This is a genomic window from Fusicatenibacter sp. (genome assembly GCF_050872605.1).
In the GTDB taxonomy this organism is placed as follows: Bacteria; Bacillota; Clostridia; order Lachnospirales; family Lachnospiraceae; genus Fusicatenibacter.
Genome location: NZ_JBNMHD010000025.1, coordinates 1 through 21,726 on the forward strand (window position 1 = coordinate 1; position 21,726 = coordinate 21,726).

General features: G+C 48.0%; 18 protein-coding genes, 1 tRNA gene, 1 pseudogene and 1 other annotated feature. Of the genes and pseudogenes, 18 read left to right on the forward strand and 2 right to left on the reverse strand.

Going from position 1 to position 21,726, the window contains the following annotated elements; translation table 11 throughout:
- Positions 1-119 precede the first annotated feature (119 nt).
- A complete protein-coding gene (locus tag ACY2VT_RS08715; protein WP_461879602.1) occupies positions 120-770 on the reverse strand; it encodes an HAD family hydrolase in 651 nt (216 codons plus the stop codon).
- 148 nt (positions 771-918) lie between these two features.
- On the opposite strand from ACY2VT_RS08715, the gene mutY reads away from it, so the two are divergent.
- From mutY to ACY2VT_RS08800, 17 genes and pseudogenes are all read left to right on the forward strand, one after another.
- Positions 919-1,986, forward strand: a complete 1,068-nt coding sequence (gene mutY / locus ACY2VT_RS08720; RefSeq protein WP_461879603.1) for an A/G-specific adenine glycosylase — start codon at positions 919-921, stop codon at positions 1,984-1,986.
- A 37-nt stretch (positions 1,987-2,023) separates the two neighbouring features.
- Entirely contained in the window at positions 2,024-3,040 is a 1,017-nt protein-coding gene (locus ACY2VT_RS08725; RefSeq protein WP_461873943.1) for a glycosyltransferase family 2 protein, read from the forward strand.
- A gap of 26 nt (positions 3,041-3,066) precedes the next feature.
- Complete coding sequence (gene ispF, locus ACY2VT_RS08730; RefSeq protein ID WP_022463066.1) at positions 3,067-3,615, forward strand: 2-C-methyl-D-erythritol 2,4-cyclodiphosphate synthase; 549 nt, start codon at positions 3,067-3,069, stop codon at positions 3,613-3,615.
- 264 nt (positions 3,616-3,879) lie between these two features.
- The gene (locus ACY2VT_RS08735; protein WP_461879625.1) at positions 3,880-6,507 is read left to right on the forward strand and encodes a cation-translocating P-type ATPase; all 2,628 of its coding nucleotides are present in this window, start codon (positions 3,880-3,882) and stop codon (positions 6,505-6,507) included.
- Between the two features lie 42 nt (positions 6,508-6,549).
- Positions 6,550-6,784, forward strand: a binding site (T-box leader).
- A gap of 103 nt (positions 6,785-6,887) precedes the next feature.
- On the forward strand, positions 6,888-7,559 hold the full coding sequence (epsC, locus tag ACY2VT_RS08740) for a serine O-acetyltransferase EpsC (RefSeq protein WP_461879604.1): 672 nt from the start codon (positions 6,888-6,890) through the stop codon (positions 7,557-7,559).
- Between the two features lie 75 nt (positions 7,560-7,634).
- Complete coding sequence (locus tag ACY2VT_RS08745; RefSeq protein WP_461873952.1) at positions 7,635-8,054, forward strand: Mini-ribonuclease 3; 420 nt, start codon at positions 7,635-7,637, stop codon at positions 8,052-8,054.
- Positions 8,055-8,295: 241 nt separating this feature from the next.
- The gene (gene rlmB, locus ACY2VT_RS08750; protein WP_461879626.1) at positions 8,296-9,018 is read left to right on the forward strand and encodes a 23S rRNA (guanosine(2251)-2'-O)-methyltransferase RlmB; all 723 of its coding nucleotides are present in this window, start codon (positions 8,296-8,298) and stop codon (positions 9,016-9,018) included.
- A 39-nt stretch (positions 9,019-9,057) separates the two neighbouring features.
- Positions 9,058-9,663, forward strand: a complete 606-nt coding sequence (gene sigH / locus ACY2VT_RS08755; RefSeq protein WP_238061801.1) for an RNA polymerase sporulation sigma factor SigH — start codon at positions 9,058-9,060, stop codon at positions 9,661-9,663.
- 168 nt (positions 9,664-9,831) lie between these two features.
- Positions 9,832-9,904 (forward strand) — tRNA-Thr (locus tag ACY2VT_RS08760).
- Positions 9,905-9,955: 51 nt separating this feature from the next.
- Positions 9,956-10,159 (forward strand): hypothetical protein, encoded by a 204-nt coding sequence (locus tag ACY2VT_RS08765; RefSeq protein ID WP_461873940.1) that lies wholly within the window; start codon positions 9,956-9,958, stop codon positions 10,157-10,159.
- A 157-nt stretch (positions 10,160-10,316) separates the two neighbouring features.
- Complete coding sequence (locus tag ACY2VT_RS08770) at positions 10,317-11,669, forward strand: MFS transporter (protein ID WP_461873939.1); 1,353 nt, start codon at positions 10,317-10,319, stop codon at positions 11,667-11,669.
- A 323-nt stretch (positions 11,670-11,992) separates the two neighbouring features.
- Positions 11,993-13,024, forward strand: a complete 1,032-nt coding sequence (locus ACY2VT_RS08775; protein WP_461879605.1) for a LacI family DNA-binding transcriptional regulator — start codon at positions 11,993-11,995, stop codon at positions 13,022-13,024.
- A gap of 55 nt (positions 13,025-13,079) precedes the next feature.
- Positions 13,080-13,985 carry an ABC transporter permease gene (locus ACY2VT_RS08780; RefSeq protein ID WP_461873937.1) on the forward strand — a complete coding sequence of 302 codons (906 nt, stop codon included), beginning with the start codon at positions 13,080-13,082 and terminating at the stop codon, positions 13,983-13,985.
- A gap of 21 nt (positions 13,986-14,006) precedes the next feature.
- Complete coding sequence (locus ACY2VT_RS08785; RefSeq protein ID WP_461873936.1) at positions 14,007-14,930, forward strand: carbohydrate ABC transporter permease; 924 nt, start codon at positions 14,007-14,009, stop codon at positions 14,928-14,930.
- A 79-nt stretch (positions 14,931-15,009) separates the two neighbouring features.
- On the forward strand, positions 15,010-16,563 hold the full coding sequence (locus ACY2VT_RS08790; RefSeq protein WP_461879606.1) for an ABC transporter substrate-binding protein: 1,554 nt from the start codon (positions 15,010-15,012) through the stop codon (positions 16,561-16,563).
- Positions 16,564-16,794: 231 nt separating this feature from the next.
- Positions 16,795-17,109: pseudogene (locus ACY2VT_RS08795) on the forward strand (beta/alpha barrel domain-containing protein); the annotation flags it as partial.
- A 41-nt stretch (positions 17,110-17,150) separates the two neighbouring features.
- Positions 17,151-17,387, forward strand: coding sequence for an ROK family protein (locus ACY2VT_RS08800; protein WP_461879627.1), 237 nt, complete (start codon positions 17,151-17,153; stop codon positions 17,385-17,387).
- Between the two features lie 81 nt (positions 17,388-17,468).
- On the opposite strand, the gene ACY2VT_RS08805 is transcribed toward ACY2VT_RS08800, so the two are convergent.
- Complete coding sequence (locus tag ACY2VT_RS08805; protein WP_461879607.1) at positions 17,469-18,350, reverse strand: AraC family transcriptional regulator; 882 nt, start codon at positions 18,348-18,350, stop codon at positions 17,469-17,471.
- Positions 18,351-18,612: 262 nt separating this feature from the next.
- On the opposite strand from ACY2VT_RS08805, the gene ACY2VT_RS08810 reads away from it, so the two are divergent.
- Complete coding sequence (locus tag ACY2VT_RS08810; protein ID WP_461879608.1) at positions 18,613-21,690, forward strand: glycoside hydrolase family 2 TIM barrel-domain containing protein; 3,078 nt, start codon at positions 18,613-18,615, stop codon at positions 21,688-21,690.
- Positions 21,691-21,726: the final 36 nt, after the last annotated feature.

Genomic DNA, 21,726 nt, shown 5'->3' on the forward strand with positions numbered 1-21,726 from the left:
ATGCAAAAAATTCAGCACCGCAGAGCGTGAATTACTGCGTCACAGATTTTCGTCGTACCCCGGTACGCCTTCAAATCTGTTCCTTGCAATTCGCGCTCTGCAGCACTGCCTTTTTTGCATTATTTTCGGGTCTTGCTATAATCTTCCGGTACGAACAGTGTGACAAGATTCATCGGGGAAGTGATGGTGTAGTCCGGGTTTTCGGTCTGACCAAAACCGTATGCGGCATGGACAAACGGGATTCCGGCCTCGCGTGTCGCCTTGTGGTCGCCGTCGGTATCGCCGACATAGACCGCGTGCTGCAGATGGTTCTGTTCGATGATTGTACGGATGTTGTCTGCCTTTGCCTTTCCGGTATCGCCAGGGCAGAGATGGCCTTTGAAATAGTGACCGAGGCCTGTGGCTTCCAGAAAAACTTCGATATAGCCCGCCTGGCAGTTGCTTACGATATAAAGCGGGTAATGTCTGGAAAGAATAGAAAGTGCATCGGTAAGTCCCGGATAAACAGGAGCCGGTGTCGCAAGAAGTGCCTCATGCTCTTTGGCACAGCATGCCTCGATCAGTTCTAACTGGCGCTCCTTTGGATATTCGTGGAAAATGACGGCGGCGATATCCGGGAGCAGGCGGCCGAACAGGCCTTTTAACACGGCTCCGGTGAGGTTTGGTGTCATATCAGTTTCTTTTTCCATAATCTGATTCCATGCGTCGGCAACAACGTCTGTGGAGTCCCAAAGGGTGCCGTCCACATCAAAAATAATACTGTCGATCAAGAGTTTTTCCTCCATATCTTAAGGGTTTTGGTTATTCTTTTAAAGTATTTATTAATTTTAATCAAAAACGCGTGAGAGCGCAATGTTTATTTTGCATTTTGGAGGAAAATGTGGCAAAATAAGAATGGCCTATTAACAGGAGATTACTATGCAGGATACAATTACGAAGCCATTACTGAAATGGTATGGCGAAAATAAAAGAGTGCTGCCGTGGAGAGAAAAAAAGAACCCGTATGAAATCTGGGTTTCCGAGATTATGCTCCAGCAGACGAGGGTGGAGGCGGTCAAGCCGTTTTATGAGAGGTTTATGCGTGAACTGCCCAATGTCGCAGCACTTGCGGTCTGTCCCGAGGAAAAGCTTTTGAAGCTCTGGGAAGGCCTTGGTTACTATAACCGTGTGCGGAATATGCAGAAGGCCGCACAGAAAATTATGGAAGTGTATGACGGTGTATTTCCGGCAGATTACGAAGCCTTAAAAGGACTTCCGGGAATCGGAAATTACACGGCGGGAGCCGTTGCATCGATCGCGTTTGGCATTCCGGTGCCGGCGGTGGACGGAAATGTGCTCCGTGTGATGGCACGCCTCCGGGAGGACGGTGAGGACATTTTAAAACAGTCCGTGAAAAACCGCGTGGAAGCAGAGCTGACCGAAATTATGCCAGCAGAAGATCCGGGAGCCTTCAATCAGGCGATGATGGATCTCGGCGCAATGGTCTGTCTGCCGAACGGCGCACCAAAATGTGAGGTCTGTCCGCTTTTTGACCAGTGTCTGGCAGGACAGCATCAGACCTGGACGGAATATCCGTTTAAAAAGAGCGCAAAGCCGCGCAGAATCGAAGACAGAACCGTTTTGTTATTTCTGGACGGTGCGCACACAGCAGTGCGGAAACGGCCGAAAAAAGGACTTCTGGCGGGACTTTACGAGTTCCCGAACTTCGATGGCGTGCTCTCCGAACAGGAAGCACTTGAAGAGGCAGAAAAATTCGGCGTGACGCCGCTTCATATTCAGGCATTGCCGCCGTACAAGCACATTTTTTCCCATGTCGAGTGGCATATCACAGGATATGCCATTAAAATTGCAGGAAACGATGTGGAGCAGGAAGGGGAACAGAAAGCCGGCCTGATTTTTGCGGATGCGAAAACCGCCGCAGAAAGATATGCCATTCCGTCTGCGTTTGCGGAATATGCAAAATACACAGATCTGGAACGTGCCTGAAACGGCATAAGAGCAAAAAAGAGCAGGGAGAAAAAAGATGAAGATTTTATCAATTGCAGTACCATGCTATAATTCAGAAGCATATATGGAGAAATGTATCGATTCGCTGCTGGCCGGCGGAGAAGAAGTAGAAATTCTGATCGTGGACGATGGTTCCAAGGACGGAACCGCAGAGATTGCAGACCGCTATCAGGAAAAATATCCGACGATTGTAAAAGCGATTCATCAGGAAAACAAGGGCCACGGCGGAGCAGTCAACACAGGTGTGGAAAATGCGACGGGTCTGTACTTTAAGGTTGTGGACAGTGATGACTGGGTAAATCCGGAGGCATACCAGAAGATTTTAAATGTTCTGGCAGAAGTCGTACGCGGACCGAAAACACTCGACCTTCTGATCAGCAACTATGTGTATGAAAAAGAGGGCGCCAAGAGAAAACGTGTGATGCGCTATGCGAAATCGCTGCCGGAAGGCCGCTTTTTCGGATGGGACGAGGCGAAGTCTCTCGGCAAAACACATTATCTGCTGATGCATTCGCTGATTTACCGGACTTCTCTTTTAAGAGAGTGCGGTATGAAGCTTCCGGAGCACACCTTCTATGTGGATAATCTGGTTGCGTTTATTCCGCTTCCGTACGTCAAAACGATGTATTATCTCGATGTCAATTTCTACCGCTACTTTATCGGAAGAGCCGACCAGTCGGTTAACGAGAAGGTCATGATCGGCAGAATTGACCAGCAGATCCGTGTCAACAAGCTGATGATCGATTACCTTGGTGATAAGAAAGGGCTGTCGAAGCACCTGCGGAAATATATGATCAGCTATCTGACCATTATTATGACGGTTTCTTCCGTGATGATGATGCGCTCCGGAACGGAAGAAAATCTCGAGAAAAAGAACGATCTGTGGAGATACCTGAAACAGGAGGATGCAGCCGATTACTTCCGCATCCGCCACGGCATTTTCGGAACTGTTATGAGCAGCAAATCAAAACCGGGACAGAAAATTGCAGTCTATGCCTACAAGGTAGCGCAGAAGCTGTATGGATTTAACTAGAAAGTAACGAAGCGGAGGAACGAACAATGCGAGTAGGAATGGGTTACGATGTGCATAAACTGGTGGAAAACCGGAAACTGATTCTGGGCGGTGTGGAAATCCCGTATGAATATGGCCTTCTGGGACATTCCGATGCGGATGTGCTGGTCCATGCCATTATGGATGCGCTTCTCGGCGCTGCAGCACTGCGGGACATCGGACGCCATTTTCCGGACAACGATCCGGCGTATGAGGGCGCAGACAGCATCGAACTGCTGAAAAAAGTGGGTGAGATGCTCGAGGAGCGGATGTATCTGATTGAAAATATCGATGCAACCGTTATTGCACAGAAGCCGAAGCTCCTGCCATACATCGACACGATGGTGAAAAATGTGGCGGAGGCGCTTCATCTCGAAGAGGATCAGGTCAATATCAAGGCAACGACCGAGGAAGGACTTGGCTTTACCGGAAAGAAAGAGGGAATTTCCGCACAGGCGATCTGCTGCATTTCCAAGGCACTCGACCTGATGCCGGACGACCGGATCGCGGGCGGATGCAGCGGCTGCCCGGGATGCGCAAAGAACGCAGAAGAATAAAAGAGAAATGCGATTGCACAAGGCCGGAAGATGTGGTAGACTGGAAGAAGAATAAGGGAGTAGTCGGCGGCATACGTGACGCTATAAGGCCAACAACCGAAGAAAAAGCATTTCTTCTGGCTTTGTATGAAATGACAAGACTTATCTGTATCAACAAATATGGTGCGGATAGGTCTTTTTCTATATAGAAAGAGACCGGTGTACCAGTGGGAACTTATCACAGGAACGCAAAAAAAGCGTTTTCGGAAGAAAGGACGGATGGAAATGAAAGAGTATCTGGAAAAAAGTTCGAAGATTCTGGATGAGTTACAGACAACGGAGCAGGGACTTTCCCAGGCGGAAGCTGCGCGGCGGCTTTCCGAACACGGACCGAACCGGCTGGCGGCGGGAAAAAAGAAGAGCAATCTGCAGCGGTTTTTCGAGGAGCTGAAAGATCCGATGATCCTGATCCTGCTCGCCGCAGCGCTGATTTCCGGCATCACATCGGCGTATGAAGGCGAATCGTACGCGGATGTGATCATTATTCTCACCGTTGTCATCATTAATGCGGTGCTCGGTGTTCTGCAGGAGAGCAAGGCAGAGAAAGCGATTGAAGCTCTGCAGGAGATCGCGGCAGCCACGTCGAAGGTGATGCGCGGCGGGAAAATGGAAGTGAAAAAAAGCGAGGAGCTCGTACCCGGTGATATTGTAATTCTCGAAGCGGGCGATGCTGTTCCGGCGGATGGCCGTATTTTAGAGAGCGCCAGCATGAAAATCGAGGAAGCAGCGCTGACCGGAGAATCTGTCCCGGTCAATAAAACAGCGGATGTTCTGAACGCCGGCGCAGCCAGCGAGGTTCCGCTCGGGGACCGGAAAAACATGGTCTATATGGGAAGCACCGTTGTCTATGGCCGCGGCCGCGCTGTTATCACCGGAACGGGTATGAAAACCGAGATGGGAAAAATCGCCCATGTTCTGACGCAGTCGGCGGATGAGAGCACACCGCTGCAGAAGCGGCTGAACCAGCTCAGCAAAATCTTAAGCGTGATGGTGCTCGCCATCTGTGCCGTGATTTTCATTGTCGGTATTTTAAAAGAGGGCGTGACGCCGCAGAACATCTTAAATACCTTTATGGTAGCCGTCAGCCTTGCCGTAGCGGCAATTCCGGAAGGACTTGCAGCAGTTGTCACAATCGTGCTTTCCATCGGTGTGACCAAAATGTCAAAGCGGAATGCGGTGATCCGGAAACTGACGGCTGTCGAGACGCTCGGCTGTACGCAGGTGATCTGCTCGGATAAGACAGGAACGCTGACCCAGAATAAGATGACCGTGGTAAAACATGAGGGAAGCGATGTAAAACGTCTCGTATCCGTTATGGCACTCTGCTCCGATGCGGAGCCGGACGAAAACGGCGAGGCAGTCGGAGAACCGACGGAATGTGCGCTGGTCAACGATGCGCAGAAAGAGGGATGCCCGAAGAAGAGCCTGTCCGTTCAGTATCCGCGTGTCGGGGAAGCGCCGTTTGATTCGATGCGGAAACGCATGACAACGATCCACCGCGCAGCCGACGGAACGTATTTTTCCTGCACAAAAGGCGCACCGGATGAGATTCTGAAGCGGTGTACCTCCGTTTGGCGTGACGGCAGAAAACAGCCGATGACAGAAGCATTCCGGCAGGAAATCCTGTCGCAGAACAAGGCGATGGCAGATCAGGCACTCCGCGTGCTGGCGGCAGCAGGAAGAGCGTGGAACCAGATGCCGTCCTCCCAGGAGCCGGAATTTCTGGAGCAGGATCTCTGCTTTTTAGGACTTTGCGGTATGATTGATCCGGTGCGGCCGGAAGTAGTCGATGCGATCCGGGAATGCCGCGGGGCAGGCATCCGTCCAGTGATGATTACGGGTGACCACAAAGACACAGCGGTTGCTATTGCAAAAGAGCTTGGTATTCTGGAGGCGGGCCGGAAAGCGGTAACGGGAGCCGAGATTGACCAGTTAAGCGATGAAGAGCTTGACCGGAGAATCGAGGAATATGCTGTTTACGCACGCGTCCAGCCGGAGCATAAAGTGCGGATCGTCGATGCGTGGAAGCGGAAAGGCAGAATCACCGCGATGACAGGAGACGGAGTCAACGATGCGCCGTCGATCAAGCGTGCGGATATCGGCATCGGAATGGGCATCACGGGAACGGATGTGACGAAAAACGTGGCAGATATGGTGCTCGCGGACGACAACTTTGCGACGATCATCGCAGCGGTTGAGGAAGGAAGACGAATCTACGATAATATCCGCAAGGCAATTCAGTTCCTTCTGGCATCGAACCTTGCTGAGGTGCTGTCGATTTTCTGCGCGACGCTGATGGGCTTTACGATTTTAAATCCGGTGCATCTGCTCTGGATCAACCTGATTACGGACTGCTTCCCGGCGCTGGCGCTCGGTATGGAGGACGGTGAGGCAGACATCATGAAACGCCCGCCGAGAAATGCGGATGACGGTATTTTCGCGGACGGTCTCGGCTTTGATGTTGCGTTTCAGGGCATCGTGATTACGGTGCTGACGCTGGCGTCCTACTTCATCGGCCACTATCTGGAAGCCGGCCGCTGGGAAATCGTCAACAGCCCGGACGGCATGTCGATGGCGTTTCTGACACTCTCTATGGTGGAAATTTTCCATTCCTTCAATATGAGATCACGGAAGGGTTCTATTTTCCATATGAAGCATCAGAACAAGTATCTGTGGGGCGCGATGGCACTCTCATTTGTCCTCACATCCGCCGTCATTTACATCCCGGCACTGTCGAGTGCGTTCGGTTTTGAGCGGATCAGCGCGTTGGAATATGATGTGGCGATCGGCCTTGGACTGCTTGTCATTCCGGCGGTCGAAATCAGCAAGTGGATCCGGCGGAAATTTGCTTGACAAACGGGAAAAATTTGCATAAACTAGAACAAACAGAAACAGAAAAAGGCTTGGAACGGAAAAAGTAGAAAATCAGAATTGTTTCACAGAGAATGGCAGACAAATGGGGCTGGAAGCTGCCTGAAATGAGGGTTTTTGAAGTGCGTCCGGAAGCTGACCGGGTGAAGCGGAAAAAGTGGGTAGTCCGGCACGGGTCCTGCACGTTATGCAGAAGAAAAGAAGAGGGTATGCATGCCCTTAAAGTAAAGTGGAACCACGGAGCTATTTCGTCTTTATCGGAGATGAAACAGCTCCGTTTTTGAATATTGCCCTTCGGGCAAAAAAGGTGGTAAGAAATAAAAAATCCGGAAAAGTCCCGGCAGGAGGCAAGGAGAGGAAAGATGAGTTTTTTCGCGTATTTTAAAGAGGAATTTCAGGTGATTCAGGAGGATCCGGCGATACATTCTCCCATGGAAGTCTTGCTGTATCCCTCATTTCGTGTTATGCTGAAGTACAGACGGGCGCACAAGCTATATCTGAAAGGCCATTACTTTCTGGCCAGATGGATTTCACAGCGGGCAGCGAGAAAAACCGGTATCGAAATCCATCCGGGTGCGACGATCGGAAAGGGACTGTTTATCGACCATGGAGCAGGCGTTATCATTGGAGAGACGACCGTCATCGGAGACAACGTGACGCTGTATCAGGGCGTGACGCTCGGCGGTAATGGCAAGGAGACCGGAAAACGTCATCCGACGCTGAAGGACAATGTTATGGTCAGCGCCGGTGCGAAGATCATCGGATCGTTTACGATCGGGGAAAATTCCAAAATCGGAGCCGGATCGGTTGTGATTGAGGAGGTTCCGCCGAACTGTACGGTTGTCGGCGTGCCGGGGCACATTGTAAAGCAGAATGATGTGCGGATTCCGAGAAACAGTATGGATCACATCCATCTGCCGGATCCGATTTTCGAGGATATCAAGGTGCTGCAGCAGGAGAATACGGAACTTACGAACCGTGTGCTCGAGCTGGAGGGCGAGCTGCGTCAGATGAGGAAAAAAGAAAGGACATAAAGACAGGTGACGGAACAGAGCAATACAGAAATAGAAAAAACAGAAACAGAAAAAAGAGAACTTTTCCCGGAGGCGATTTTCGGGGAGAAGGATTATCTTTCGGAGCTGTTTGGACTGGAACCGCATGATATCCGCACGTATTCACCGCTTACGCTGGCCTATATCGGGGATGCTGCGTATGAGATCGTCATCCGCACGATTCTGGTGCGGAAAGCAAATATGCAGGTCAACAAGCTGCACCGCCATGCGGCAGGGCTTGTAAAGGCGGAGAAACAGTCGGCGATGATTGAAATTCTGGAGCCGCTGTTTACCGAAGAGGAAAAACAGATTTATAAAAGAGGCAGAAATGCGAAATCCTATACCAAGGCAAAAAATGCGTCCACGATCGACTACCGCCGGGCAACCGGGTTTGAGGCCGTGATGGGGTATCTGTACCTGAAAGGGGATTACAAGCGGATGATCGACCTGATCCGGGCAGGACTTGGCGAAGTGTGAGAGCAGATAAGATTCAGAAAATAAAAAAAGCGGCAGGGCAGTGGGGCTTTTGAAAAAGCAAAAGTTCCCACTGCTTTTGGGGCCGCGGAACAGGAATGATATGAGAGAAAACAACAGAAACGACAAGAAAAACTTTGAGAGAAGAGACGGAAAAAAACGTGACTTTAAGGGGAAACGAGATTACCGTGACAGAGACAGAAAACAGGAAGTACAGCAGGCGGATGAGGAGTTTACAGGCGGCATGGTAGAGGGAAGAAACGCTGTCATCGAGGCGTTCCGCTCCGGCAAGACCGTGGACAAGCTGTTCGTCCTTGCGAGCAGCCAGGACGGCCCGATCCGTACGATCATCCGCGAGGCGAAAAAACACGATACCATCATCAATTATGTAGAAAAAGAACGTCTTGACGAGCTGTCCACCACCGGAAAGCATCAGGGTGTCATTGCACAGGTGGCTTCCTACAGTTATGCAGCCGTTGAGGACATCCTCGCGCGCGCAGAGGAGAAAGGGGAGCCGCCATTTATCCTTCTGCTGGACGGCATTGAGGATCCGCATAACCTCGGTGCGATCATCCGTACCGCAAACCTGGCAGGCGCACATGGTGTCATCGTGCCGAAGCACCGCGCAGTCGGCCTGACAGCAACCGTTGCCAAAACGTCGGCAGGTGCATTAAATTACACACCGGTGGCAAAGGTGACGAATCTGGTGCAGACCATGGAAATGCTGAAGGAAAAGGGCATCTGGTTTGTCTGCGCGGACATGAACGGACAGAGAATGTATGATCTCGACCTCAAAGGACCGATCGGCCTTGTAATCGGAAATGAGGGAGAGGGTGTCAGCCGTCTGGTGAGAGAAAACTGCGACTTCACAGCCACAATTCCGATGAAAGGCGATATCGACTCCCTGAACGCTTCCGTGGCAGCAGGCGTGCTCGCTTATGAGATTGTAAGACAGAGAAGCTGCTAGAAATTACAGGAAATTAAATTACGCTCCGGCGGAAGAAAGATGAAGGATACAAGAGATATGATGGTGAAAGATTACGATACCTGTACGGATGAGGAGCTGATTGCGCGTCTGCGGGCAGGAGAACGCGAGATTACCGATTATCTGATCGACAAATACAAATCGCTGGTGCGGACCAGGGCGAGGGCGCTGTACCTGGTGGGCGGAGATCACGAGGATCTGATCCAGGAGGGCATGCTCGGACTTTTTAAGGCAGTGCGTGACTACAAACCGGGGAAGGAGGCATCGTTTGCCACCTTCGCCGGCCTGTGCATCGACCGCCAGATGTATTCGGCAGTGGCATCGTCCCAGCGCCAGAAGCATCAGCCGCTGAACAGCTTCGTCTCGTTAAGCGAACCGGTTTCCGAGCAGGAGCTGCGCCTGGTGGACGAGGAGACACCGGAGGAGATCATGATCAGCCGGGAAAACGTAATCGGCATGTATGAGCGGATCAAAGAACGGCTCAGCAAATTTGAGTACCAGGTGCTGGAATTGTATCTGAAAGGGTACGATTATACGCAGATTGCAGAAAAACTTGGAAAGCAGCCGAAGGCAATCGACAATGCACTGCAGCGAATCCGCAGTAAAGTGCGGGAGGTCTGTTCGTGAGATGGGAAAACAGCCGAAAAAATTACGGTGAATTGTAAAAAGTGCAGGAAAATCTGTGAACAAATAAAAATTTTCAAATTTGTAGAAAAAACTGTTGACAATTCACTATAGTTTTGATAGAATACCAAATGTAGCAAGGAGCTAACAAAAACAAAACAACTTGCGAGTGCTGATGTGGCTCAGTCGGTAGAGCGTCGCCTTGGTAAGGCGGAGGTCACGGGTTCGATTCCCGTCATCAGCTTGCTAAGAAAGATCCCGGGAAACCGGGATCTTTTCGTTATGGAAAAAGAAGATGCGTCATTCGCTTGGGGGAAAGAAAGCGCTGATTGTGTGCAATGTGGTATTGATTGTGGTGATGCTGTGGACAGCCATATCGTATTCAGGGACACTGACGGAGCAGAAAAATGAGATGAAACGCGACAATTTCTGCAACAATGTGGATGCACTGAAGCAGGTCTGCAATGACTTCGGAGCAGGCCATTTTCTGGAAGTGTAACATTTTGTGCATGTTTTGGAAAATGCAGGATATATATTTTCCGGAAATCTGTGGCTATAATAAGAACAGGAACTGGTGTGAAAGAAGGAATAGCAGGATGGAATCTGGTATTTCTTTTTTTGTGCAGCAAAAAGACAATAGTCACAGGAGAAGGGAAATGGAAGAAAAACGATATTTAAAGTGGTACAACAAAGTGGGCTATGGATCCGGTGATATTGCCGGAAATGTGGTGTATGCATTTCTGTCAACGTTTGTATTGATTTATCTGACGAATACCGTCGGACTGAAATCCGGTATCGTAGGAACACTGATTGCCGTTTCAAAACTGTTTGACGGCGTAACGGATGTGTTCTTCGGAGCAATGATTGACAAGACCAAAACGAAAATGGGAAAGGCAAGGCCGTGGATGCTGTATGGTTACATTGGGTGTGCCGTAACGCTGGTGGCTATTTTTGCAATTCCGGAGAATATCGGCGAGACGGCACAGTATATCTGGTTTTTTATTGCCTATTCGCTGCTGAATGCTGTGTTCTATACGGCAAATAATATTGCCTATTCAGCGCTGACGGCATTGATTACGAGAAACAGCAAAGAAAGAGTGGAGATGGGTTCCTATCGCTTTATTTTTGCGTTTTCAACGAGCTTACTGATCCAGTCGATTACCATTAAATTTGTTTCAATGATGGGCGGCGGAGCAGCAGGATGGCGGGCTGTGGCAATTGTATATGCGGTAATCGGACTTGTTGTCAACACAATATCTGTTTTATCGGTGAAAGAGCTTCCGGAGGAAGAAGGAACCAAAGCAGAAAAAGAAGAAAAATACAGTATGGCAGAGGCGGCAGGACTCCTCTTTTCCAACAAGTATTATCTGATGATCTGCGTAACCTATATTTTGCAGCAGATTTATTCCGCAATGCTCAGTATGGGAATCTATTACATGATGTATGTGCTGAACAATGAAAATCTGTTTCCTGTGTTTTCATGGGCGATCAATATTCCGCTGATTGCGGCTCTGCTTGTCACACCGCAGCTTGTGACGCGCTGGGGAGGACTGTACAAGCTGAACCTTACCGGATATGTCATTGGAACGCTGGGAAGAATTCTGGTAATTCCGGCAGCGTATTATGGAAGTGTTCCGCTGATGCTGCTGTTCACGGCAGTTGCAGCATTCGGCATGGGTCCGTGGCAGGGCGATATGAATGCGGTGATTGCGAACTGCTCGGAGTATACGTATTTAACGAAGCACAAAAGAGTAGACGGAACGATGTATTCCTGTACATCCCTTGGTGTAAAACTGGGCGGCGGACTGGGAACAGCAATCACCGGATGGCTGCTGGAATTCAGCCGTTTTGACAAGGAACTGACGGTTCAGCCGGATTCCTGCCTGAATATGCTTCATATGATGTATTTATGGATTCCTGCCGTGCTCTGCATCGTGATCACGATTCTGATGTCGCGGATGAACGTAGAGAAGGCAAATAAAGAACTGATGGTTCATACAGATAGATAAACGAAAAGGTTTTAGCTGGACGATCACACATGAGAACTTGCAAAAGTAATGTGTGGTCGTCTTTTTTTGCAAACAAAAAGAAAAAATGCACAAAAATAAAGGAACGAAATTAGTAAAAATGCAGTATTAATATAAAAGAAAATACAAAAGATGAAAAAAATTTGGGAAAATACAATATTTTGTGCATGTTTTCCAAAATTCTGTTTATGTAATTTGTTCAGATTCTTGTCTATAATCACAAGTAATCGAACGAGCGGGAAGGAGGAAAGGAAGAAGGGCAGGAAACGAAAAGGTTTAAGTAAAACCGGAAAGGATTGGGATCTATGGTATCAATCAAGGACGTCTCGGCCGCATGCGGTGTTTCTGTGGCGACGGTCAGCAAAGCGCTGAATAACCATCACGACGTCGGCGAGGAGACGAAAGAGAGAGTTCGGGAAACGGCAAGAAGGATGGGCTACGTTCCCAATTTTGCATCGAAAGTATTGAAGACGAACAGAACTTACAATATCGGGGTCCTTTTTTCGGGAAAATCAGGAAATGATCTGACACACGACCATTATGCAACCGTTTTGAACAGCCTGAAGTGCTGCGCGGAAGAAAAAGGGTATGACATCACCTTTGTCAGCAAAAACGGAAATCTTTGCGCCTGGGATCACAGGATGACGTATCTGGAGCACTGCAAATACCGCCGGTTTGACGGTGTGGCAGTCCTCTGTACCGATTTCCACGATCCGGAAATTCAGGAGCTGGTGGAAAGCGATCTCCCGGTCGTGACCTTTGATCATGTTTTCAACGACAGAAGCGCAGTTGTGTCAGACACTGTAAAAGGAATTTCCGATCTTGTCCGTTATGCCTTTGAAATGGGGCACAGAAGAATTGCATACATCCACGGAGAAGAATCAGCGGAGACAAAAAGCCGCGTTTCCTCGTTTTACCGGGCATGCAAAGAGCTTGGGATTGAAGTTCCGCCGGAATATGTGCGGGAGGCGGCATACCGCGATACGACGAAAACGTATCTGGAGACCGAAGCGCTTCTGAAGTGCAGAATCTGTCCGACCTGCATTCTGTTTCCGGATGATTTCGCCTACATCGGCGGATTCAATGCCATTACACTGGCGGGGAAAAGAGTGCCGGAGGATATCTCGACCATCGGATACGATGGTATCGAGATCGGAAAGTATCTGGAACCTGCGCTTGCAACGTTAAAGCAGGATTCCGAACTGCTCGGAAGACGACTGGCAGAAAAACTGATCGAAGAGATTGAACAGCCGAAAATATGCCTGGTGGAGCATCTTCTTGTGGAAGGAAAAATTTATCCCGGACGGTCGGTAAAGAAACTGACAGAAGCGGGATAAACATGATGCGGAACCTCTGCCGCAAAAAAGAACAGAGGAAGAAGGAGGTATGAAAATGAAAGATTTTCTCCAAAACACATGGAAACATAGAGCGCATGTGGTCATGGCGCTTCCGGCGTTTCTGATTCTGCTGTTTTTCAGCTATATTCCCATGGCAGGTCTGGTGATGGCGTTCAAGTCATTCGACTATTCCAAAGGAATCTGGACAAGTCCATGGAATGGAATTGAAAACTTCAAATTCCTGCTTGCATCCAAATCGACTTTCATCACGATGACAAAAAATACTCTGATGTATTACGTGATCTTTACCGCTCTCGGAACTTTTCTGAATGTTGTGCTTGCCATTGCAATTGACCAGTGTGTGTTCAAAAAAGCCAGCAAGGCAATGCAGACCGTTATGATTATCCCGGTTTTCATTTCTTATGCGGCGGTTCAGTTTATCGTTTACGCATATCTGAGCACCGATACCGGAATTCTGAACAACACATTCAACATTGCGACAAGATTTTACTCGACGCCGAAGGCATGGCCGTGGATCCTGACGATTGTAAAAATGTGGAACAGCGTTGGTTACGGCTCCGTTCTCTATATGTCCGTTCTCGCTGGTATCGATACCTCACTTTATGAGGCTGCCGAGATCGACGGTGCGAACAAATGGCAGCAGATCCGCCACATTACCCTTCCGTCTCTTCTCCCGATGATTACCGTTATGTTGCTCCTCAGTGTCGGCAATATCATGAGATCTGATACAGGTCTGTTCTATCAGGTAACAAGAAACAGCGGCGTGCTGTATTCAACGACACAGGTTATTGATTCCTACGTTTTGAACTCGATCTTTAAGAATTCGAACTTCGGATTTACTGCAGCAACCACATTCTTCCAGTCAGTTGTCGGACTGTTCATGATGCTCTTTGCGAATGGGCTGGTTCGTAAAATGGCACCGGAAAACGCACTGTTCTAAGTCAGGAGGCATTGGAAAGTTATGAGTAAGAAAAACAATCACAATTATGTTCCGGCATCCAAGAGAGCCGGAGTCGGACAGATTATTTTACTTTGCGGTCTGATTTTATATACCCTGTTCTGCGCGCTGCCGATCATTCTGGTCTTTATCTCGGCCTTCACAGATGAGAAAACGATTGCAGCAAACGGCTTCAGCTATTTCCCGGCAAAATGGTCGACAGCCGGTATGAATGCCGTATTAAAATACGGAAAACAGCTTGCAGTATCGTACGGAGTCACCATTTTCATTACCGTAGGCGGTACGTTTATTGGACTGTTTGTCATGAGTATGTTTGCTTATTCCATCAGCCGAAAAGGTTTTCGCCTGAGCAAATTTTTATCGGTTTACATGTTGATCCCGATGCTGTTTAACGGAGGACAGCTTTCCTGCTACGTTATTTATACTTCGTATTACCACATGAAAGACAGCATCTGGCTGCTGATTTTTCCGCTCTGTGTTACGACCATGAACGTGATTATCATCCGTACCTACATAGCAAACAGCATCCCGGAAGAGCTGATGGAAGCGGCTAAGATCGACGGAGCCGGAGAGTACCGAACCTTCTTTCAGATCACCCTTCCGCTGATGAAACCAACCCTTGCAGCCGTTGGATTTATGATGGCAACGGCATACTGGAATGACTGGCAGAATGCACTGCTTTATATCACGAGTGATTCCAAGAAACCGTTGCAGTTACTGCTGGTCAATATTCAGAAGAGCATCGAGGTGCTGCTGAACTCCAGAAACATTCCGGCAGTCGCGTTGGCAGCTATCGGAGGAACTGTACCGCAGTATTCTGCAACAATGGCAACGGTAATCGTAGTCATAGGACCGATCATGATTGCGTATCCGTTCTTCCAGAAATACTTTGTCAAAGGTCTGACCGTAGGATCTGTCAAAGGGTGATGGAACAATGGTATCCGGAACTGCGGTGAAGGTACCGTAAGTTCTGAACATACAAAACTACTCAAGGAGGGTAACAAAGATGAAGAAAAGAACAAGTAAAATCCTCGCAGTGATGCTGGCATCCGCGCTGGCAGCAGGCTCTCTGGCAGCGTGCGGAAGTGATTCCGGAACAACTGACGCCAAGAGTACATTGGGAGAGTCTTCGAATGGCACGTCGGGAAGCGGCAATACGGAGAAAACTTCCGATGGCAAAACAAAGATCAGCATCTATCGTGCAAGCTGGATGCTGGCGAATCCGGATAGCGCACAGGTACAGAAAGTACAGGATGCTATCAATGCTTATATCGGCGATAAGATTAATGTAGAAGTAGAACTTCACGATATTGCATCTGGTGAGTTTAACGATAAGGCAAATCTGGCGCTGGCAAATAATGAAATCAATCTTCTTACAACCGCAAGCTGGCAGTCCACTATTGGTACGGATGATCTGTACAGACAGAATGCAGTCTATGACATTACGGATCTGCTTCCGGGAACTACGCTTTATGATTCCATGCCGGAAGGAATCTGGACGGCAGCACAGTATGATGGAAAAGATTACTTTATTCCGGTTTACAAAGAGGCATATGAGGGATACGATCTGAAGACCCGTCAGGAACTCGTAGACAAATTTGGATGGGATCTTTCTAAGGTGAAAACACTGAAAGATATCGAGCCATTCCTGGAAGACTGCAAGAATGATGGAATTAAATATCCATACACCACAGGAAAAACAGCGATGTTCGCCCGTCTTTATATGAATGATTTTGATTTCTTTGCCAGCTATTCTTTCCTGGGCGTAGACAGAGCGACAGATGAAGTTGTCAATCCAATTCAGACAGAAAAATATAAAGAATTTACAACTCTGATGTGTGATTGGGCAGAAAAAGGATATATTTCAGAAGATGAAGTGACAAAGACAACATCGGACACACTGGCACAGACCCAGGACTGGGGCTGGAACTGGTGGACCTGTGTTCCAAACGATGAGGAAAATTCTGAGGGACGTGACAAACAGGATGAGGCAATTGTAGAGGGCCTTACCAAGAAATATATGCATTCAACTTCAACACTTGGCTCCTGCTATGCGATTACTGCAAACTCCAGTGAAGATCAGGCGAAAGCATGCATCGACTTCCTGGGACTTTTGTACACCGATACGAAATTAGCAGACCTTTATACCTATGGTATTGAGGGTGAGGACTACACCTTAAATGATGAAGGAAAAGTTGTTCAGGATTCTGAGGCTTATTCTCACAGCGCATGGGAATCCTGCTCTGTCATCCCGCTGACTCTGCTTGAGAATGAGCCGGATAACAAGGTAGAAATGTATGAGAAGATGAACAACGAGGCAGAAACTTCCTGCGCAGCAGGTTTCCGCTTTGACAAATCTAACGTAGAAGCACAGTACAGTGCATGCGTAAACGTTTTCGAACAGTATGGTTTTGTGCTGGAGAACGGCGGATATGCATCTGCAGATGTTGCGTCCGTGATTGACGAGTACCAGAGCGCCTTGGATGAGGCCGGATATCAGGATGTCCTGAAAGAGGCACAGACCCAGTACGATGCATGGAAGGCTGCCAAAGCAGAGTAACAAAAACACACCAGATGAAGATCTGAGATAAACGAGTAATGCACACTTCCGCGATGCCCCTTTTTGAGTAAATAAAAATCAGATGCAGAATCAGATATGTTTACTTGAAAAGGGGCATTTTTTAAGAGGAGAACATCATGAACTATTTCAGTCTTGGAGAGATTGTAACGGATCTTGCGCCGGAGGCGGAAAAGAAAAATCTGCGGAACAGCGAGGGAGCTTTTCTTCGGCTTGGAAACGGAAATCATCGCGATGGATGCGACAGGTACGGCACGGCCGGGCGGAAAGAGTCTCGATGTCTTTTTCCGTGAGATGAAAGAAAAGTATCCATCACAGCTCTGGATGGCAGACTGCTCGACAGTCGAGGAGGCACTGCATGCGGATGAACTCGGTTTTGATTTTATCGGCACGACGCTGGTCGGCTATACGGAGCAGAGTGAAAACGACCGCATTGAGGAAAACGATTTCGAGATTCTGCGGAAGATCCTTGCAGGTGTAAAACATAAAGTGATCGCCGAGGGAAATATCAATACGCCGGAGAAGGCGATCGGATCTGTACGGAAGAAATCGACCGGCTGATCGACATTCTGGCACTTGGAATTGCCAATATCTGTTATGTGGCAAACCCGGAGACGGTGATTCTCGGAGGCGGTATCATGGAACAGGAATCGTACGTCCGGCCGCGGCTGGAAAAGGCTCTGATGCAGTATTTGATTCCACAGGTGTGGAAAAATACGAAGATCTGCATGGCAGAATATAAGAACGATGCAGGTATGATCGGGGCATTTTATCATTTCCGGGCAATGCAGAAGAAGAGAAAATAAAAGAAGATCAAAAAAATGTGTTTGAAAAGTCCAGCTGTAAGCTGTCTTTCAAACACATTTTTTCGATACGAAATAATACAATCAAGTTGTATCGCTGTTTTTCGCATCCGCAGCAAGAAGCTGTTTTCGGAACTGAACCGGCGACATACCGCATTGCTTTTTGAAGAACCGGCTGAAATACAACGGATTTTCATAGTCGACGAGATTTGAAATCTCGGATACATTATAATTCGTAGTTTCCAGAAGCAATTTTGCATTCGTGATGCGCAGAGACTGGATATACTGCGCCGGTGTTGTCTGCGTATACTGCTTGAAGTTCTGGATAAACCATCCAACGCTAATGTTATGGTCTGCAGCATATGTTTCGATGCTGATGGCTTCGTTGTAGTGCTCGCGGAAATAGTCGACGGCACGGTCCATCTCGTCCATCAGCATCAGATTCTTTTTGCGTGGTTTTACAAGAATCTGGCGGTGGATGGAAATCAGAAGTTGCATAAAATAATGCACAAGCAGTTCCTCATAATCTTCGCGCTTCATCTGAAGTTCCTGGATCATGGAGAGATAGAGTCGTTTGTATTCCATTGAGACGCCGGAATAAATCATGCGGGTATCGTCTGTAATCCCGTATTTGCGCAGAATATTTTTGACATTGTTTCCGGTAAAATGCACCCAGTAGATTTCGGGCTGTTCTGCCGCGTAATAGTAATAGCGCTGTTCCTCTTTGGGACGGTACAGAACCATATTTCCGGCAGAAATGATCTTTTCCTCGCCGGAAAAATAGAAATGCGCTTTACCGGAAGCAACGTAAAGAAGCTGATAGTCCAGTCGTCCGCGCGGACGGTGCGTCGGAAGTCTTTTTACTGTATACAGGCGGTAAGTGCCGCAACTTCCGATAAAAAGAGGATGCTTTTTATCCTTGAAATCCAGCCGTGTCTGATGCCAGTAGCCAGAATTAATATACAATTTATGTACCTCCTTGTTAAGTTGCATAAAATCAAAGCTGAAATTTGTGAGAAATTAGAAAAATAAGAAATAAAAACAGGAAGCAAACAAGTTGCTGACCTAAATTATAACATTTTGTACATGTTTTCGCAAATACAGTTTATGTGTTTTTACGAAAAAGTAGAATATACTGGTATTTGTAAGAAAAGAAATTTGTAGGAAATAGGAAAGAATAAAAAACAGGAACAAAGACAGGCTGGATTATTAAACAGGAGGAAGCTTTATGATTGTACCGAAATATTTTGAAAATCTGAATGTGCTGCATGAAAATACCATGCCCAGCCATTCCTATTACATTCCGGCATCCCGGCCGATGGGTGCGTTGGTGCACAACCGGGAGGAGTCTGACCGGATGCAGCTTTTAAACGGAAACTGGAAATTCCGTTATTATAAGAGCATTTATGATTTGAATGAGCCATTTTATCAGAAAAAAGAGGATCTGGAATCGTATGATGAAATTCCGGTACCGGGAAACTGGCAGAATTTCGGATATGACAGTCAGCAGTATGCCAATGTACAGTATCCGATTCCATTGGATCCGCCGTATGTGCCGGTAGATAATCCATGCGGAACGTATATCCATGAGTTTACGTATCAGCGTGAAAAAAGTGCTCCGAAAGCATACCTGAATTTCGAGGGTGTGGATTCCTGCTTTTACGTGTGGCTGAACGGAACATACGTCGGCTATAGTCAGGTATCTCATGCGACGAGTGAGTTTGATGTGACAGAGGTGATCCGGGAGGGAAAAAACTGCCTTGCTGTGCTTGTCCTGAAATGGTGCGACGGAACCTACATGGAGGATCAGGATAAATTCCGGTTAAGCGGCATTTTCCGAGATGTTTACATCTTAAAACGGCCAGAATACGTATTATATGACTACTTCATCACGACAAAACTGGGAAAAGAATCTGCAGAAGTTGAGATCCGTGCCGATTTCCTCGGAGAAAAGAACGGGGAGCAGACGGAAATTCAGCTGTTTGACGGAGACGGAAATCTGATCGGAACAGGAAGCTTCGAGCCGCTTGCAGGAGATGAGAATTTTGCGGAGAAAGCAGTATTTACGGTGCAGAACCCGCATCTTTGGAACTCCGAGGATCCATATCTGTATCAGATGGTATTCCGTACCGGATATGAAACAATTACGGAACGCGTCGGAATCCGTGAAATCCACTGTGAGGGAAATGTGATTTACGTTAACGGAAAGAAGATCAAGTGGAAAGGCATCAACCGCCACGATTCCGATCCGGTGACTGGTTCTGTAGTCAGCCAGGAGCAGATGGAAAAGGATCTGCGTTTGATCAAGCAGCATAACTTTAATGCTGTCCGCAGCAGTCATTATCCGAATGTACCGTATTTTTACCAGCTTCTCGATGAGTATGGCTTCTTCTCCATTGCCGAGGCAGACAACGAGAGCCATGGTGCGCAGATGCAGTATCTGGAAAATGCGGAATGGGAAAATGTAGCGGAAAACTGGAACCGTAGGATTTCCAATAATCCTGACTTTATTCCAGCGACAATGGATCGCACGAAGCTCTGTGTGACGAGAGAAAAAAACCGTCCTTGTATTGTGATCTGGTCTATGGGAAATGAGTGCGGCTACGGCTGTACGTTTGAAGAAGCCTTAAAGTGGACAAAACAGTTTGACCCAACCCGTCTTACGGTCTATGAAAGTTCCGTATACCAGAGCCACGATCGCATTTACGATTATTCCAATATTGATATCAACGGCAGAATGTACTTCTCCATTGATGAGATTGAAGGATATATGGCAGAGAAGCCCAAAAAACCGTTTCTTCTGATTGAATACGGTCATTCCATGGGAAATGGCCCGGGAGACCTAGAGGATTACTTCCAAGAGATGGAAAAGTACGATACTGTGAGCGGTGGCTTTATCTGGGAGTGGTGTGACCACGCAATCTACAAAGGAACCGCAGAAAACGGAAAGCCGATGTATTTCTACGGCGGAGATCATGGGGAAAAGGTACACGACGGCAACTTCTGCTGTGACGGTATGGTCTATCCGGACCGCACACCGCATACGGGACTTCGTGAGTACAAGAATGTGTACCGCCCGGCGCGTGTGATGAGCTTTGACCAGAAAACTGGAACCATGCTTCTGCACAATTACATGAATTTTGTGGATTTAAAGGATTATCTGTATCTGGCATATTATCTTTCTGTGGATGGACATCTCATCCAGGCGGGACAGCAGAATCTGAAAGACGGTATTCCTGCCGGGTGCGACGGCGTTGTAGACCTTCCTATCCCGGTTCCAGAGAAAGGAAAGTGCTTCCTGAAAGTAGTTTATCATCTGAGCCATGCGAATGCACTGCAGGAAGAAGGCGAGATTATCGGTTTCGATGAAATCCAGATTAGGACGGAGGATAACCGGAATCAGGATGTTGTGGAACTGCTTTCCGATGTAAATCCAGAATTTCCAGCGCCAAAGGTGGAAGAGGATGACTGCCGGATTCATGTTTATAGCAGAGAAGCAGGCTTTGCGTATACGTATCGGAAGCAGACCGGCCTGTTTGAACAGATTTACGTCGAGGGAGAGGAACTTCTGGATTGCCCGATGGAACTCAATATCTGGCGTGCACCGACAGACAACGACAAGCTGATCAAATTGAAATGGCTCAAGGCGCGGTATGACCAGAGCTATGCGAGAGCGTACGAGACAAGCTGGGAATGCGATGGAGAGAATATCTGTATTACCAGTAAGATGGCAGTGACAGCACCTGTTGTACAGCCGGTACTCTGCATAGAGACGACGTGGACGATCCGGCCGAATGGTTTGCTTACAGCGAAAATGCGGGTGGAAAAAGATATGGAATTTCCGTTCCTGCCACGTTTCGGCATTCGCCTTTTCCTGAAAAAGAGCATGGATAAGGTCACATACCTTGGAATCGGACCGGATGAGAGCTATGTGGACAAGCGTCACGGCGGAAGTCATGAAATTTTCCAGAAATGTGTGGCAGAGCTACATGAGGATTATATCCGTCCGCAGGAGAATGGAAGTCACGGTGACTGCGATTATGTGAAAGTAGAGAGTGATACGGCTGTTCTGACGGCAGCAGGGGAGAAAACGTTTGCATTCAATGCATCGCTGTACACTGCAGAAGAGCTGACCGAAAAACGTCACAGCTACGAGCTTGTGCCGTGCGGAAGCACTGTGCTCTGTCTCGATTATGCGCAGAGCGGCATCGGATCAAACAGCTGCGGACCGACTCTTCTGGAACAGTACCAGCTGAATGAAAAGAATTTTACCTTTGAACTGAATCTGATGATCCGTAGGAAATAGAGGAGAAGACCGGAGCTTTTTTGCGGCTCTGGTCTT

Excerpts from the sequence above, each read along its gene's own strand:
- ACY2VT_RS08765 (WP_461873940.1), top strand. The coding sequence starts at position 9,956 with ATGCGTCATTCGCTTGGGGGAAAGAAAGCGCTGATTGTGTGCAATGTG.
- ACY2VT_RS08780 (WP_461873937.1), top strand. The coding sequence starts at position 13,080 with ATGAAAGATTTTCTCCAAAACACATGGAAACATAGAGCGCATGTGGTC.
- ispF (WP_022463066.1), top strand. The coding sequence starts at position 3,067 with ATGCGAGTAGGAATGGGTTACGATGTGCATAAACTGGTGGAAAACCGG.
- ACY2VT_RS08735 (WP_461879625.1), top strand. The coding sequence starts at position 3,880 with ATGAAAGAGTATCTGGAAAAAAGTTCGAAGATTCTGGATGAGTTACAG.
- epsC (WP_461879604.1), top strand. The coding sequence starts at position 6,888 with ATGAGTTTTTTCGCGTATTTTAAAGAGGAATTTCAGGTGATTCAGGAG.
- ACY2VT_RS08810 (WP_461879608.1), top strand. The coding sequence starts at position 18,613 with ATGATTGTACCGAAATATTTTGAAAATCTGAATGTGCTGCATGAAAAT.
- ACY2VT_RS08790 (WP_461879606.1), top strand. The coding sequence starts at position 15,010 with ATGAAGAAAAGAACAAGTAAAATCCTCGCAGTGATGCTGGCATCCGCG.
- ACY2VT_RS08775 (WP_461879605.1), top strand. The coding sequence starts at position 11,993 with ATGGTATCAATCAAGGACGTCTCGGCCGCATGCGGTGTTTCTGTGGCG.
- sigH (WP_238061801.1), top strand. The coding sequence starts at position 9,058 with ATGAAGGATACAAGAGATATGATGGTGAAAGATTACGATACCTGTACG.
- ACY2VT_RS08725 (WP_461873943.1), top strand. The coding sequence starts at position 2,024 with ATGAAGATTTTATCAATTGCAGTACCATGCTATAATTCAGAAGCATAT.
- rlmB (WP_461879626.1), top strand. The coding sequence starts at position 8,296 with ATGGTAGAGGGAAGAAACGCTGTCATCGAGGCGTTCCGCTCCGGCAAG.
- ACY2VT_RS08770 (WP_461873939.1), top strand. The coding sequence starts at position 10,317 with ATGGAAGAAAAACGATATTTAAAGTGGTACAACAAAGTGGGCTATGGA.
- ACY2VT_RS08785 (WP_461873936.1), top strand. The coding sequence starts at position 14,007 with ATGAGTAAGAAAAACAATCACAATTATGTTCCGGCATCCAAGAGAGCC.
- mutY (WP_461879603.1), top strand. The coding sequence starts at position 919 with ATGCAGGATACAATTACGAAGCCATTACTGAAATGGTATGGCGAAAAT.